The following is a 16,698-nucleotide window of genomic DNA, read 5'->3' as shown; positions in this document are numbered from 1 at the left end:
TATTATAGAATATGTTCTAAAAAGGAGAAATTGTTTGTACGTCTCTTATAATATGGATTTACCTTCATTTTCCACATATAGAAGTCAAGTTTAAAAGGTAAAGATGCCAACATCATGGCTTCTCTACCTTTCTTTTAAATATACTTTTTCAAGTCCAGGGACAGGTTCCTTCCTGTCCCTGGTGTCCTAGGAAGATCAATATTGGACGACTTGTGATTCTTTTAATTCGTTTATTTCTTCTTTTGTGTAACCTAATCTTGCTAAAATTTCTTTTGTATGTTCACCCAATAAAGGTGGGTGGTCACGATAAGTACCAGGTGTTTTGTTAAATTTAATAGGTATTCCTAGAACTTTAAGCTTTCCTTCTGTTGGATGATCCATTTCTACAATCATCTTGTTATGTTGTACTTGTGGATCATTAACTAGGTCATCATAATCATATACTGGACCTGCCCAATAATTATGCTTATCAAGTATTTCGATCCATTCAGCTGTTGTTTTAGATAATAATATACTGGAAACAATGCGATATATTTCATCACGGTGAATCATGCCATCATTCCATTCGGTAAACGAACGTAAGCGATCACTATCAAGTGCCTCACCTAAGACATCGATTGGTCCTATCGACAAAGTCATATAGCCATCCTTTGTTTGGTAGATTCCATATGGTGCAGTCAGTAATGTATGGGCTAATGGTTCTTCAGTTCTTTCTGGTTTTATTCCTCCTGTGAGGTAAACCGATAATTCTTGTACTTGCATATCCATAATGGCATTTAACATATTCACTTCTACTTTTTGACCTTTGCCATGCTTCTGTCGATAAAAGAGTGCAGATAAAATACCTTCGACTGCATTATGAGCTGCCGTTGCATCACAAGCATATAAAGGAATTGGCTGTGGTGGATCACCCTGCTTACCTGTATTCCATAAAGCACCACTATACCCTTGTAGGACGAGGTCTTGGCCTGGTCTGTTTACATAAGGACCTGTTTCTCCGTAACCAGAAATACTACAATAGATAATTTCCTTATTTAGCTTCGAAACAGTATCATAGTCCAAACCTAACCTTTTCACAACTCCTGGACGAAAATTTTGTAAAATAACATCTGCCTCTTTTACTAATTGATAAACTACTTTCCTTCCTTCATCCGATTTTAAATTTACAGATAAGCTCTTTTTATTTCGGTTAAACGATATGAAAGAGGAATTAAGCTTATTGACCCATGCATTAGCTGCAGGTCGAGTTCTGTGCCATTCCCCATTACCTGTAGGTTCGATTTTTATAATTTCTGCTCCCATGTCCCCTAACTTTTGAGCAGCGAAAGGGCCAGACATGGCTAGTGAACAGTCTAATACTATAATTCCATCTAAAGGTCCGTTACTCATCCATTATCCTCCTCGATTTTGACAAAACGCTTCCCCTTATTTCCCTTTAAAATTTGGACTTCTTTTTTCTAGAAAAGCTTGTATGCCTTCTTCTTTATCCTCTGTATAGAAGGAGAGGGCTTGTAAATCACGTTCATACAAAATACCTGCTTCTAATGGTACACTTAGCGCCATCCTGCAGGAATGCTTTGCAGACTGAAGTGCTATTGGGGAGTATTCAGCAATTTTATGGGCATAGTCATACGTATATTTCTCTAATTCATCATAAGGAACAACCACTTCGACTAACCCATCCTTGTAAGCCTCGTCAGCTGATATCATATCCCCAGACAAAATCATTTTCATTGCTTTCCCATAACCGATTAAATTAGTTAATAATTGAGTGACTCCCCCACCACCAATCCAACCTAACTTTATCTCTACTGCGCCTAATTTTGCATTTTTTGCAGCAAAGCGCATATCTGCACATAGCGCTAATTCCAAACCACCTCCTACTGCGTATCCATTCACCATAGCAATAAGAGGTTTTTTAATACTTCTTAATACATCACAGTATTCTAAGCGGTTTCGATACTTCCAGTTATCACCATATTCATCTAATATACTAATATCGCTTCCTGCTGAAAACGCTTTTTCTCCAGTACCAGTCAAAACTACTACACGAATATTATCATCATTATTTACTTTATGAACGGCATTTAATAACTGGGATGCCATCTCTTTTGTCATCGTGTTTAATTTTTCAGGCCGATTAAATGTAATCGTGGCAATGTGATGATCCTTTATAAAATCAACGGATGCCATTAACTCACCTCTCTCACAGTATTAAAATCCTATAAAATACCTACATTTAGTAGCATATTTGCAGCAATGTTGTTTCCTTCAAAAATTACCTATTATAACTGATTTGAACTTACCCTTTAATAAAAACAGTTTTAATAGAAGTAAAGAATTCTTTAGCAGCTTCCCCTTGCTCCCTAGAGTGGGAACTTGATTGTTTCATACCACCAAATGGTACTTGAAGCTCAACTCCTGCAGTTTCTGCATTGATCCGGACTAAGCCTGCATCCATATCTTCAATGAAGTTAAGCATCTTTTGGATATTGGTTGTAAAAATCGATGCACTTAAGCCATAGTCAACATCATTTGCTATTCTTATCGCTTCCTCCAAGGAATCTACCTTCATTAAAGCAAGAACGGGACCGAAGATTTCCTCCTGAGCTATGGTCATAGACGATGTAACATGTTCAAAGACGGTTGGTTGCAAAAAATATCCGTTCCTTAGTCTTTCATCCTCAATCTTTTCACCACCACAAACTAAGGTCGCCCCTTCTTCTTTTCCCTTTTCAATATAAGAGAGAACTGTACGATATTGGCTTTCATTGACAGAAGGTCCCATCCAAGTTCCTTCTTGCATGCCATCTCCTATTTTCAATCCCTTAATTTTCGACACTAATTTAGTCTTAAAAGCATCGTATATATCTGACTGAACAATTACCCTACTTGTTGCAGTACACTTTTGACCTGTTGAGCGAAGCCCGCCAGTAATGGTTGCTTCAACAGCTAAGTCAAGGTCTGCATCATTTGTTACGATTACAGGATTCTTTCCTCCCATTTCTAATTGGTACTTAATTCCTCGCGCAAGCGCACCCTGCCCAATCTGTTTGCCAATTTCATTAGAGCCTGTAAAGGTAATGCCTTGAATATCCTTATGATCAATTATTCCTTGGCCAATTACAGAGCCTGATCCCGTAACAAGATTAACGACTCCTGCTGGTAATCCAGCCTCATGAAAACATTCGATAACCTTTACTGCTGTCACCGCTCCTTCTCTTGCCGGTTTTAAAACGACTGTATTTCCATATATTAAGGCTGGTGCCACCTTCCAAATTGGAATAGCAACAGGAAAATTCCACGGAGTAATCACTCCGACAACGCCTAAAGGTGCTCTTGTCGTCAACATGAGCGCATCCTTATCAGTAGACGGAATCACATCACCTACCTTTCGCATTCCTTCACCAGCAAAATATTTTAAAATAGCTATCCCTCTTGCTGTCTCTCCCTTTGCCTCCGGAAGTGTTTTTCCCATTTCCTTTGTCATGGTCTCTGCAATTTCATCCGCCCTCGTTTCCATAACGGAGGCCACTTTATATAAAAATTCCCCTCGTTCAGCCCCCGCCAGTTTCCTCCATGATGTTCGTGCATGTTTAGCTGATGTTACTGCTTGATCTAAATCCTCCATAGTGGATTTCTGGGTATACCCTACCACCTCATTAACGTTAGCTGGATTTACACTAGTAATTCGATCATTACTTACACTAGGTATCCATTGCCCGTTCACATAATTATCAAAAACTGCTCCTTCTTTTTGTAAAGCCAAATTAATTCACACCTTTCATTTACCTTTTTATCCCTTTCATGACATAGATATGTCCGATATTTGCACCACCTTTTTGACGATATTGATCAAAACACCAATTCCATCAATTTCAATTTCGATCTGATCATCCTCTTGCAATGAGAAATCATTTGGTGGAACAATACATGTGCCTGTTAAGAGAACAGTCCCTTCAAAAACGGTATTGTCAAGCGTTAGATAAGTAACGAGCTCATCATATGTCCGCTTCAACTGACCCGTATTCGCATCCCCTTCAAAAACACAGGATCCATCCCGATAAATTCGGCAGGTTATAGTCAAATCATAGGGGTTTGGAACCGTCTCTGCTAAGCGAACCGCTGGGCCTATGGAGCATGATTGTTTCCAAATTTTAGCCTGTGGCAAATATAATGGATTTTCCCCTTCAATATCCCGACAGCTCATATCATTGCCAATCGTATAGCCAATGATTTTTCCTTCATTTCCAATTACGAGACCGAGTTCAGGTTCTGGAATTTGCCAAGTTGAATCTGACCTCAAACAGACGTCTTGATTTGGCCCAACTGTACGCTCCTTTGTTGATTTGAAGAAAATTTCAGGACGTTTTGCATCATACACCTTGTCATAAAAGGTCTTCGCATTTAGCTTCCCACCTGTTGCTTCATAGTTTCTAGCTTCCATACTTTTTTGGTACGTTACACCCGCTGCCCATACTTCCGGGGCTTCTATGGGGGTAAGCAACTCCAGATCATGAAGTTTCTCACTTAGTGGAAAACTTGACGTAATTATTTCTTCTATTAATGAAGCTGGGGGGCAATTACATTCCTCCGCCCGGTGTACGATATCTAGTAGACTCGTAAAAGGAAGATTGTATATTTCCCCCTCTTCCGTATAGGCAGCAAGTATTGTATTCGAATGTTCATCTTTATATCGTATGATTCGCAAGATCACTCACCCTTTATATATATAATTTTTATTTCGTATTTATAAAACACTAAAGAAAAGACCGAATATATCGGCCTGTTTTCTCTTTAATTACCTTAACAACCGTTTTCTTTTAATTTACCGTCTAAAAACTTTTTCGCTCTTGGAATATCCTTTTCATCTAAGTGCTCAATAATGATTGGGATGTTTGGATGTTTTTCAGCTAGTCTTTTTACAAATAAATCGTAGTTTAAATCCCCTAAGCCTGGTGCTGGTAATTCTACTGAACCCGCACCTCTAAATGTATGAGATTCTACTGCATCAATATTTGCATGCTTCTCCGACGTATCCTCGGCTAATTTACAATCCTTCGCATGAGCGATTTTGATCTTATCTCCAAGGATATCAAACATTCGATTAATCTCCTTATCCACATCACCTATATTACTTTCTGTGAAATAGTTTGTTGGATCCATTAGTAGACCTAATCCTGGATGGTTGATATCTGATATAAGTCTAGATACTTCCTCAACAGATCCAATCACATTGTTTACATAGTTTTCAATAAGGAATACGGAACCATGGTCATAGGCAAACTTGGACAAGTCTAAAATCGTTTCTGCTACTTCCTCGTATGCTTCTTCTGTATCATTTCTCGGGTGATGTACCCAATCACTTTCTTCATTATATGTCCCTGTTTCACTGATAACATATGGAGTACCTAAGTCACGAGCAAACTTTAACAATTGTTTTAAACCAAATAAATTTTCCTCTCGTTTCGTCGAATCTGGATGAATAATATTCGTATACCCAGAAATCGAAACAATCGGTAGGTTTGCCTCTCTAAAAGCATCACGAATCTTGTGACATTTCTCTGTAGTTAGCGACTCAAGGGCTAAATCCATGTCCTTAAAAGATAGATCTAACTGGACAGATGTGAATCCATCTTTTTTTATTCTAGCAATCGTTTCATCCAACGTGTACGGGTAATACCCGTTAAATATACCTACAGAAATCATATTTTAATACCCCCATCTATATTATTTTTAATTTGTGAAAAATCAATTGTCTTCTTCTCACCAATAGACTGATAACATGCATCGATAGCAGCCATTGTTTTCAAATTATCTCTTCCACCAATTTCAGGCTCTTCATCGTTTTCCACCGCACATAGCAACTGAGACATCGTTCCTAAAAAGGCATCGGGGAACCAAGTCCGATCCATTTTAGGTCGTACCCACTGGTTTGGTACTTTTTTTGATGTAAACTCTATTGTACTAGGACAACGATCTGGAAACTTCGGCCAGAAAAACTTACCTTGAGCCATTCCATCAATACCCTCTACTCTCCACTTAATGTAGATGTCTTCTTCTGTACCTTCCCCCTGCCATGCCCAAACATCATCAAGACTTGTTGCCATTAAATCATTTTCATATTGGAAGGTGTATTGGGAAATCCCATCAATATGATCAAAGGTTGTACGTGGGTCCTTCCTAGTTAGGGCTGTAATATACTTCGGATCACCAAATAAGTATCGGAAAATATCAATATGGTGAATCCCCATATTTAAAATTTCAATGGTCTGATATTGATGTAAGAAATCTTGCCAGTGCGGAATCGCTCGCATTTCAATCGTTGCGAGAACGATCTTGCCTAAATAGCCCTCATCGATAATTGATTTCAGCGCACGCATTGATGAGTCGTAGCGCATATTTGAGTTCACACCTAATTTGGTACCAGCCTTCTCACAAAGTTCGACCATCTCTAGTGCTTCTTCATAATTCATCGCTAAAGGCTTCTGGCAGAGAATCCCTTTAATATGATCGTGTTTAACAGCTTCCTTTACAACCTCTAATTACTTATCTGGAGGAATGGCAATATCTAAAATTTCAATGTTTGGATCTTTAACTAGCTCCTTCCATGACTGATAAACATTTGGGATATGATGCATCTCTGCAACCTCTTTTGCATTTTCATATGTTCTTGATGCAATTCCATAAGCGTTAAGACCACCATCTTTGTATGCTACCAAATGGCAGTCACGCATGATGAACCCAGAACCGATACAACCGATGCGATAATCTTTACGTTTTGGAAGTTCTGGTTCAACATTTAGTTCCAGCTGTAAATCCTCTAACTTCATATAATGGTTCCCTCCTGTACTTTTTATATTTACCCCATGCATCTATGCCTAAGCCAAACGATCCTCCCTTCCGATTCGAACTGTAGATGTCTACAACCTGAATTTAGCTAGGTCACTTGTATGGATAAATGAAAATCAATTTGCTCACTTGGCTTTATCCCCTTTACTCCAGTTCTATCGTGAGACCAAGGCAAATTAAATCCATCAGTAACATAAGAATAGGGCTCTAATGATATCGCAGAAGTCCAGTCAGGCTTAAAAATAACTAGAAAAGGAAAAGCCTTCGAATCTAGTTTGTATGTCAATTTTTTACCTGTATTTGTGTAATAGATTTCACAGATCGCATCCTCATCTTGATCAAGGGATATTAGCCAGCAATCTAAAGCATTAACTCCCTCTAAGGTCATTCCTTTCGCTACTGCTTGACTAAAGTTAGTTTCCCGCGGTAGTCCTTCAACAAAAGCTTCATTAGTGACAGGCCATTCTTGGATGGCTGGCACACGAAGGTGAACTTGCTCCTCATTTCCCTTTGGTATTGGAAAATACGGATGAAATCCTAATGCATAAGGAGACTCATCCTCACCTTGATTTTCTACCATTCCTGTAAGTTCAAGTATTCCGTCTTTTAGTACATACGTTAGCGTGAATGTTAAATCATGGGGAAAATAATTCATCATAGTTGGATGGTGTTGCAATTTAAACTGAGATGTAATGGAACAGCCATTTGATTCATCACACGAAGTGTCTACCACCTGCCAAGGTTTAAAGCAAAGCTCCCCATGCAAATGATTTGGGTCCTCATTTTTCGGTAAATGATAGGTTTTGTTTTGATATGAAAAAGTTGCCTTTTTAACACGATTAGGTGGAAATAAAATAGCACTTCCATATTGATAACAGGTCACTTCGTCTTTCATTTTCTTAACACTTGGCGGTATTGAGATAAAAGACTCTCCCTGATGACTGAACCGAATTAGGTTATTCCCAATACTTGGTACAATTTCACATTCGGTATGTGTTTCTTTATCGGTTAAAACTAACGTTTCAATCCCCTCTACTACTTTTTTAGTTAGTTTATATCGCAATAGTAACCCCTCCTTTCTATTAATCTTCTTTAGTTGTGAGCAGTGAAGTGCTATGTAGTTGATTTAACTGTTGAATAATCGTGCTAGGCTCTTCTTTATATTTTTTTAAAAAATGATGAATAAGTTCACCAGCACGTTTTTGAAACTCAACATATCCGTAGTATCGAGGCCGGATATAAGATAAATCCATTGATTGTAATGTGTTGCTAAAAAAGTCATTGGTTCGATCGTTGCTTTCCTTCATTAACCAAGCTTTTCGATAGGCAGGTTGGCCATCACTTTCTAGATAAACCCCACATTGACAATCTTCACTCGTTACATATTCCATAAATTGCACGGATTCCTGTTTATGCTTAGACTTGGATGACAGGGCAATGCCAACACCCCCTAAAATACTTCCACTAGGCTTAGAATGTGCTGATGGAATATTTGCAAATCGGATGATGTTCGATTGATTCCTCCCATAGTTCGAATAACCAAAGATAAATGGCACATATAAAATCTCATTTGTCGTGGTCATGTAATCTAGAATTTGAATGGGATTTGAATCTATTGAAATGGGATGAGCTTTCTCTTTCCACTTTTTTAATTTTTGAAGAACCGGAATGCCGATCTCTTCTTTAAAACCTTTCCCTTCCTTGTAAAAATCGGCTCCCCCAATGTTTGCTGATATCGTGATAAAACTTAAAAAGGAATGGGTTGGATTTAACGGGATGCCCATTTGATAGTTACTCGGAAGAAAGGTAATCAAATTATCTATTTCCTCTAGTGCTACAGGAGGTAATGATAGTCCAACTTTAGTAAATAAATCTTGACGGTAAGCAGAAACTTGGGAAGCTGCGTCAATTGGTAATGCCCACTGCCTTCCCTCCCATGTATAGCTCTCATAGCTGCCACCAACACTATTCTTCTTTTGGTTGCTTAAAAATTCAGTACTTATCCATTGATTTAAAGGTTCAAGAGCTTGTTTCGTTACACCTGTCCCGATACAGGGATGATCGAGCAATATCATGTCATACGAATTTGCTAATTTATCAATCGGATAATCTTCAAAATCTTCAAGTGAGCGAGAGTCCCATGTAATTTTTACGTCTAGCCTTTTCTTCATAAACGCTTCTGATGCTGCTACTAATGGATTAATACCCCTTTTGTGATTCCATGTCATACCTTTTAAATGAATCATATTCTACGCTCCTACCTTTTTTTTCTTATCCCATTGCCCAGCCACCGTCGACTAATAGACTTTGACCTGATATGAATCCGCTTTCATTACTTGCAAAGAATAAGACCGTATTTGCAATATCATCAGGATTTCCTCTTCTTTTAATGCTTTGATTATCTAGAATCTTTTGATTATATGCCTCTCGATCTGGATGAATTTCTTCAGCAGCTGTTGGAAAAGCACCTGGAGCAATACTATTTACGGTAATCCCGTGCTTCCCTACCTCCCGTGCAAGTGCACGAGTAAATCCAATAGCGGCACCTTTGGTAGATACATAATGAACGAGATCTTTAAAGCCTAGAAAATACGTAATAGATGAAATGTTAACAATTCTTCCCCAGCGTTTATTTTTCATGTATGTAAGCACCTCCTTTGCACATAGGAAGTAACCTCTGGAGTTCACCGCAAAAACTTGATCCCACTCTTCTACATCCACTTCCTCAAAGGGTTTACTTGGATAAATAGCGGCACTATTGATTAGAATGTCTACACCACCGTATAGTTGGTTAGTTTTTTTCACCATATTTTTTACACTAGATTTACTTGATACATCTGTTTCAATAGCTAGCGCACTCCCTCCAGCATCTTTAATTTCATTCTCTGTTTCCTGAATGGATGGACCATCATTGGAGGCTAGAATAACAGTGGCCCCATTTTCTGCAAAGCGTTTGCTTGTTTGTTTGCCAAGGCCAGTTCCTCCTCCAGTTACAACAACGACTTTTCCTGAAAATTGATTTGGTGAAAACATTTTTTACAGACCTCCCCATTTTGCTTTCCAATATGGTATAGTCCCATTCATAATGCATTCTACTTGTTGTTTGGCTTCCAAGTCTTTTAAATGCGCATAAACAGGGCCCACTAGTTCTACCATCATTACATTGAAGCTGCCCACTTTCTCATTTGTTTTCTCAAGGATTTCTGAAAGTGATAAAGCTTCAAGACTTTTGTTCAGGATTTCAAGGATACTCTTTTCAACAGTCGTTACAAATTCCTTACTCTCCTGTAGAAATTGTTTTGCATCTTCGCCAGTCATTACGTCATAATGTCCGGTTAGTAACACGTCAATATCAAGCGACATAATCTTTTCAATCGATTTTAGATAAGAAGAAATGGTGTAGTACGGTGGTGGACTGACAATCTTTTTCTCTACATCATATAGTCCCTTCCACAATATAGCGTCTAGGATGATACATGCACGATTTTTTCGATCATAAAAGGAAAGATGACCTGGAGTATGTCCTGGAGTATGTATAATATCTATGTACCGATCAGATCCTAGGTGTATCGATTCATTCCCATTTAATTGAATATCTACATTTGTTTCCTGCAGTCCATCTTTAAACCATTGCTTCGTTTCCTCATCATGAGAAACACCGAACGGTTCATAATAAAAATATCGTTCTTCCATGATTTTCTTCTTTGATTCTATCCATGGGGCATCTCGCTTGTGTGCCATTAATGTGACATGCTTAGCTAAATCCTTTAGACTAGCACCCCCACTAAAATGATCCACATCCGCATGAGAGATAACTACTGTTTTTAATTGATTCATAGATAAATCTAATTCTTGTAAAGCAGGTTGAAGAACTTCTGTAGGTGTTTCTTTCATTCCAACATCAATTAATAGAACGCTTTCATTTTCAACCATTAAATACTGATGGATATACCGAACACCTAAAGGACTACTAATTTGATAAAGGCCTTGTTTTATATCGGTTACTTTGTAGGACATTTCGATTCTCCTTTCCTTTTATATCTTGTATGTTTTAGGTTGTTCCCTTTGAATAATATGGTCTTTCTTCAATAAGTCGATTTTCTCCTCACTGTACCCTAACTCTCTCAAAATATCAGCATTGTGCTCCCCTAAGTCTGGAGGCCCCATTTGATAAGAAACAGGTGTGTCCGAAAATGTAATTGGATTGGCTACTACTTTTAAATCCCCGTATTTTGGATGGTGTACGACTTGTATGGTTTTATTATGTTGAATTTGTGGATCAGCTTCTACTTCTTCATAGGTATAGACAGGACCACACCACACATCATGTGCATCCAGCTGTTCAATCCATTCACTCGTGTTTTTCGTTTCTAGCACTTTAGAAACAATGTTAAAAATCTCATCCTTGTACGTTTGACCATCGACCCATTTTTGATAAGTCATTAGTTCGTTACACTCTAATGCTTTTGATAGTTTTTCAAATGGTGTCATCGCTAATGCTAAATAGCCATCCTTTGTTTTGTGAATACCATAAGGACTATTAATAAAAGGATGACCCATGATTTCATCACTCCGCTGAGGCAATATCCCACAATTAAGATAGGTTGTAAATTCTTGAATTTGCACATCCATTATAGAACTTAATAAATTTACTTCAATTTTTTGTCCTTTTCCGGTTTTTTCACGGCTGTATAAAGCAGTCGTAATCCCTGCTAATGCAAGATTTCCCGTTGCAGCATCAATGACAAATGTTCCAAGTGGGATTGGAGGGTCACTCTTTCTCCCAGAATTCCAAACGACCCCGGATAATGCCTGAATGATGAGATCTTGTCCTGGTCTCTTTTCATATGGCCTGTTTCACCATAGCCTGTTATGGAACAGTAAATGATCCTTGAATTGATTTCCTTTACGGTCTCATAGTCCGTTCCAAGCCGTTTATGTACTGTTGGGCGATAGTTACTAACAATAATGTCGGATTTTTTTACGAGGTCATAAAAAATATTCAACCCTTGCTTAGATTTAAGATTTAGTGTGATACTCTTTTTGTTTCGATTTAAAGCAATAAGAGAGGAATTGATTTCCCCTACCCAAGCATTGCCAATCGGTCTTGACCGTGTCCACTCACCTAGACCAGGCGGCTCTACCTTAATCACTTCTGCCCCCATATCTCCAAGCTTTTGTGTTGCAATTGGACCTGCCATGTGATGTGCAATTTCCAAAACTCGAAGCCCTTTCAACGCACCATCTTCCAATCCTTCCACCCTCCTATTTTATATATATAAAATTAATTTTTTATTTGTAAAAATATCTTATTGGAATAATACAACACATTTCCTTTCGTTGTCAATGTAAATAATCAAATTTTTCTAAAAATAAAAAATTCGACATAATACTTTAAAATACTTTAATAAGAAAAAGCAAAAAAGAGCTTCTTTCCATCTATTTGAAAGAAGCTCTCCGAGAAGTGAACAGCTATAAATTTGTTTAAACCTATCTTCTTAACAGCTCAGATATTCTTTCTGCTGAAACTTTTACTTCAGGTATAATTTGCGGAATAAGATTCTTCATTCGATCGATAGGACCCGCAACACTCATAGCAGCAATCACATTTCCTTGATAATCATTAATGGGTACACTAACTGACGAAGCACCGTCACCCATCTCATCTTCGGTAATAGCATACCCCTGCTGTTTAATTTTCTCTAATTCATTTTTTAACTCTTCTGCTTGCGTAATGGTGTTTTCAGTATATTTGTAAAATGAAACAGTTTGAAGGTATTCTTCTAGTTCTGCAGGTGACAAACCCGATAATAAGGACTTTCCTGTTGCAGAAGCATATAGAGGAACTCTACTTCCTATTGACCTTACTACTGTAACCGTTTTTAGACTTTCTATTTTATCTAAAACCACACCCTCGTAAGTGCTCTTGTCAATACTAGATAAATAGCTCGTTTCTCCAAACTTATTTACTAGGTCCTTCATGACGGGGTGGGCAATTATCCGAATATCAATCTTTTCATAGATTTCCATTCCTAATCTCATTAAGGTTAAACCTAGAGAATAACGGGCAGTTAATGAATCCTTTTCTACCAAACCTCTGTTTTGTAAAGTATTTAGAATGTTATAGCAAGTGCTCATAGAAAAGCCTAAAGTTTCGACAACTTGATTTAAAGACAAATTTGGATTTTCACTTAACAACATGAGCACATCAATCGCCTTGTCTACGGATGGAACCGTATACTTTTTATTCGGCTTTGCACACATCACACATATCCCTTTCTATATAAAAAATGATTTTTACTATTATAACATACTGTGTCGGACAAAGGGGAGAAATGGAAGTTTGGGAGTGTTGGCCTCAAGGAGGATCAACACTCCCCAAATGTAACGGAACCCGTTATCATAATCAACAATTTTCTAATCATGTTAAGGTCACTTTTAACATGTTTTACTTTTCAAGAAACTCCATCTTCCAACTAAAAAATTCGTTATCAGAATTTTTCTCATAACGTAAATTAGCATCAAACTTATTACCTTTTTTACTCGTTAGTCCTTTAACCAAAACGACTCCATTTTTTAAAAGACTTTTTACCATTGTTTTTGTTGGTTTCTTTTTCATCGACGCTAAATATTTATCATTTTTCCAAATGACATATTTACAGCCATTTTTCCAGTTGCTGCATCCAAAGCCTTTTTTTCCTTCAATAATTCCATTCCTACAAAGAGGACACTTTCCAAGAACCTCAATTGATTTCCTTTCATTTGATATTTTATTAATAATGATGTCTTTTTCATTTTTAATTGTTTTAACAGCATCAGTTGTAAAATCAAAAATTAAGTTCAAGAAACTTTCCTTTGTAAACTTGTGCTTTTCAATATCAGACAATGTTTTTTCCAATCTACCAGTGAATTCTAAATCAAATAATTCCTTTACTGGAAATGTTTCAACTAACTTTTTCCCTAGTTCTGTGCAGGTTAAATTTTTATTTTGAATAGCTATATAGCCAACAACTTTTAGTTTTTTAATTGTTTCAGCCCTTGTAGCTGGTGTACCTATACTATAGCCACTTAATATATTCTCCATCATTACTACACTTTCTTCATCCTCTTTGCCTTTACCGCATGTTTCCATTACTCTAAGTAACGTTTTTTCCGTATGATGTTTTGGTGGTTTTGTCACATGAGAAGTCAATTTTTGATCTATAATGCTAACAACTTCATCTATTTTTACTTGAGGGAGGATAGTATCCTTAGATTCAATTTTCTCAACCTTTTTCCACCCTTCAACCAACTGTACTTTTCCTTTTGATATAAACAAACCTTTTATATCATCCATATTTGCTTTAGTCATTATTTTAGTTTCTTCATGTTTAGCAATAGGCATAAACTGCATAATAAAACGATTTTTGATTGCATTATACACAATTTCCTCATCCTTCGTTAAGGATTTTGGAAGTAAATATGTCGGAGTTATTGCACTGTGACTTTCTACCTTTGAGTTATCAAAAACACGTTTTTTCTTTGCAAATGTAATTTCGTTTTCATATGGTAATCCTTTTTTTAAGTTATTTAGTACCTTTGCTGCCTTATCTACTAAGCTTTCTTCCAATACTACACTGGCAGTACGTGGATATGTAATATATTTCTTTTCATAAAGAGATTGAGCCACTTTAAGAACTTTGTCAGAAGTCCAGCCTTTATATTTATTCGTTATAAACCCCTGTAAGTTTGAAAGATTAAATAAATATGGGGGATATTCTTTTTTTAGTTCAACTTTTTTGTCTAAAATTGTGGCTGTTTGATTAATTAGAGCTTTTTGTATTAACTCCAACGTTTCCTTATTCTTAAATTTATCCTCTTCATATTCCACATATGTCCCTTCGTACTCATTACCATCTTTTGTTTTAAATTTAGCTGCTAATTTAAAATAATCTTTAGGTACAAAGTTTTCAATTTCTTTATCTCGATCATAAATTATTTTTAAGGTTGGAAGTAGCACTCTTCCAATGTTCAGTGCCTTACCAGAACCTTTTTGATACTTCAATGTTGCCACAGAAGTTAAATTAATTCCGATGACCCAATCTGCCCATTGTCGGCTTATACCTGCATCTTGAAGTGATTTCATTTCTTTATTTGGTTTTATGCTTCGGATTCCTTTTAACACTTCATCTGGTGTCCATTCGTTTAGTAATAAGCGATACACCTTCTTTTGAGTCTTAAGGTTGTAAATAATCGTGTCCCCAATTATTTGTCCTTCCCGATCAAAATCACAAGCAGATATAACAGTATCTACGTCATTTCGATTGATTAAACTGTATATGATTTTCAACTGCTTTTTGGCACGAAAATCTTCTTTCCCTTTATTTCGGGGATCACTTTTAACTTTATAACGAAAATTGGAAGGGATAAAAGGAAAGTTGTCCATATTCCACCTTGTCATACCCTTATCGTAATCTTTGGCGTCATAAAGCTGTAATAAATGGCCAAAAGCCCATGTAACAATATAATCCTTTCCTTCAAAGTACCCTTCCTTCTTAGACTTAATCTTTAACGCATCCGCAATATTTTTAGCAACAGAAGGTTTCTCTGAAATTATAACACTAAGCATGTTCTCCCCCCTCAATTGTTATGTATCCTTGCATTTTTTTACATGGAAATGGAGCAGCTAATTTAACACCTTGATCAGGCTTTTCTGCAACTAATATCATAATGGCATCACCTAGTTCTATAGAAATTTTGGATGGGAATGCAGTTTACTGACTAAGCGGGAGTGAATGAGGGATCGAACGAATGTTTGTTCTTATTTTATCATAATTCCGTAAAATATCATAATAAATTCACGATTAATTACGACCATAGAAAAGCTAGCGTCCTTAAACTAATTTTTGCGACACCCCCAATTAAATAGGTCCCTTAAGGGAATCTGGTCGTAAAGTGCCCGTATAGGGCGAAATTAAAACCGCCCGTTTTACAGGCGGATAGTTATTTCAAAAATGTCTTCCCATTTTTTTGTTCAATTTTCTTTTCTTTCATGAGTTTACCTAATGCTCTTTTAAAGGCGGATTTACTAATTTTGAACGTTTCTCGGATCGTATTAGCATCACTTTTATCTCCAAAAGGCATCTCACCTTCGTTCTCTTGTAAATATGTTAAAATGCGGTTAGCGTCTTCATCCATTGCAGGAACTTTTTCTGACCTTAGTGAGATATTAATTGTTCCATCATCCTTGACACCGATAATTCTCCCTTCTACATATTCACCGAGACGTGGCTCTTCTTTTCGCTCTGTGTAATGGATAAATCCACGATACCCTTCTTCTGTAAGAACAAATGTGCCAATTTTTGTTGATCGATACACACGTCCGTTTACTTCATGATGAATAATTTTTTTCTCGGCGTGTGTCATTTGTTTCACGATATCATATTCACCTGCTGGTAATGCAAGCAACCGTCCTTTTTTATCAAGACCTAACTTAACAAATAATTGGTCGCCAGCAACTGGCCAAACATTTTCTTTTAATGGAAGGTCATCCTTTGATACAAGAACTTCCTTTGCTGTGCCGATATTAACAAATACACCTAGATTATCAACTCGATCAACAACATCCGCCCAGCCAAACTGGTCAAAAGAAACGAAAGGTATTTTCATTGTTGGGGCAATTTTGCCATCTTTATTTAAATAGAAAAATACGGTAATTTCATCACCCTTGTTTATCGGATCTGTTATTTCAAAAAAAGGAAGGATTGTCTCATTACTACCATTTGACAAATGAAAACCATTTTTAGTTTTGTGGATCACTTTAAGTGTATGTAATTCTCCTACTTGAAACTGCATAATCATAAAAAC

The 16,698-nt window shown here is 37.0% G+C and carries 14 protein-coding genes and 1 pseudogene; all 15 read right to left on the bottom strand.

The window, feature by feature from the left end:
• Positions 1-195: 195 nt before the first annotated feature.
• On the bottom strand, positions 196-1,389 hold the full coding sequence (locus tag CD001_RS16930; RefSeq protein ID WP_096188817.1) for a CaiB/BaiF CoA transferase family protein: 1,194 nt from the start codon (positions 1,387-1,389) through the stop codon (positions 196-198).
• A 36-nt stretch (positions 1,390-1,425) separates the two neighbouring features.
• Entirely contained in the window at positions 1,426-2,193 is a 768-nt protein-coding gene (locus tag CD001_RS16925; protein ID WP_096188816.1) for an enoyl-CoA hydratase/isomerase family protein, read from the bottom strand.
• Between the two features lie 109 nt (positions 2,194-2,302).
• The gene (gene gucD, locus CD001_RS16920) at positions 2,303-3,769 is read right to left on the bottom strand and encodes an alpha-ketoglutaric semialdehyde dehydrogenase GucD (protein WP_096188815.1); all 1,467 of its coding nucleotides are present in this window, start codon (positions 3,767-3,769) and stop codon (positions 2,303-2,305) included.
• Positions 3,770-3,805: 36 nt separating this feature from the next.
• Positions 3,806-4,711: a fumarylacetoacetate hydrolase family protein gene (locus CD001_RS16915; protein ID WP_096188814.1), complete on the bottom strand. Its 906-nt coding sequence runs from the start codon at positions 4,709-4,711 to the stop codon at positions 3,806-3,808.
• Between the two features lie 95 nt (positions 4,712-4,806).
• Positions 4,807-5,709, bottom strand: coding sequence for a sugar phosphate isomerase/epimerase family protein (locus CD001_RS16910; RefSeq protein WP_096188813.1), 903 nt, complete (start codon positions 5,707-5,709; stop codon positions 4,807-4,809).
• Positions 5,706-6,476 carry a Gfo/Idh/MocA family protein gene (locus CD001_RS16905; protein WP_257009843.1) on the bottom strand — a complete coding sequence of 257 codons (771 nt, stop codon included), beginning with the start codon at positions 6,474-6,476 and terminating at the stop codon, positions 5,706-5,708. Before CD001_RS16905 ends, CD001_RS16910 begins: the two co-directional genes overlap by 4 nt.
• 69 nt (positions 6,477-6,545) lie before the next feature.
• Complete coding sequence (locus CD001_RS26955) at positions 6,546-6,833, bottom strand: Gfo/Idh/MocA family oxidoreductase (RefSeq protein WP_257009842.1); 288 nt, start codon at positions 6,831-6,833, stop codon at positions 6,546-6,548.
• A gap of 107 nt (positions 6,834-6,940) precedes the next feature.
• Positions 6,941-7,915, bottom strand: coding sequence for an aldose 1-epimerase (locus CD001_RS16900; RefSeq protein WP_179298793.1), 975 nt, complete (start codon positions 7,913-7,915; stop codon positions 6,941-6,943).
• A 19-nt stretch (positions 7,916-7,934) separates the two neighbouring features.
• On the bottom strand, positions 7,935-9,098 hold the full coding sequence (locus CD001_RS16895; protein WP_096188811.1) for an ABC transporter substrate-binding protein: 1,164 nt from the start codon (positions 9,096-9,098) through the stop codon (positions 7,935-7,937).
• Between the two features lie 25 nt (positions 9,099-9,123).
• Complete coding sequence (locus tag CD001_RS16890) at positions 9,124-9,885, bottom strand: SDR family NAD(P)-dependent oxidoreductase (RefSeq protein WP_096188810.1); 762 nt, start codon at positions 9,883-9,885, stop codon at positions 9,124-9,126.
• A 3-nt stretch (positions 9,886-9,888) separates the two neighbouring features.
• Positions 9,889-10,869, bottom strand: coding sequence for an MBL fold metallo-hydrolase (locus CD001_RS16885; RefSeq protein WP_096188809.1), 981 nt, complete (start codon positions 10,867-10,869; stop codon positions 9,889-9,891).
• 18 nt (positions 10,870-10,887) lie between these two features.
• A pseudogene (locus CD001_RS16880) lies at positions 10,888-12,053 on the bottom strand (CaiB/BaiF CoA transferase family protein).
• 289 nt (positions 12,054-12,342) lie between these two features.
• Complete coding sequence (locus CD001_RS16870) at positions 12,343-13,116, bottom strand: IclR family transcriptional regulator (RefSeq protein ID WP_096188806.1); 774 nt, start codon at positions 13,114-13,116, stop codon at positions 12,343-12,345.
• 184 nt (positions 13,117-13,300) lie between these two features.
• Positions 13,301-15,460, bottom strand: coding sequence for a type IA DNA topoisomerase (locus tag CD001_RS16865; protein ID WP_096188805.1), 2,160 nt, complete (start codon positions 15,458-15,460; stop codon positions 13,301-13,303).
• A 374-nt stretch (positions 15,461-15,834) separates the two neighbouring features.
• Entirely contained in the window at positions 15,835-16,692 is an 858-nt protein-coding gene (locus CD001_RS16860; protein ID WP_096188804.1) for a CvfB family protein, read from the bottom strand.
• Between the last annotated feature and the right edge of the window lie 6 nt (positions 16,693-16,698).

It is taken from the genome of Evansella halocellulosilytica, from assembly GCF_002335745.1.
In the GTDB taxonomy this organism is placed as follows: Bacteria; Bacillota; Bacilli; order Bacillales; family Salisediminibacteriaceae; genus Bacillus_CA; species Bacillus_CA halocellulosilytica.
The sequence above is the reverse complement of the archived record's forward strand: the minus strand, read 5'-3'. Positions and strand labels throughout refer to the sequence as shown.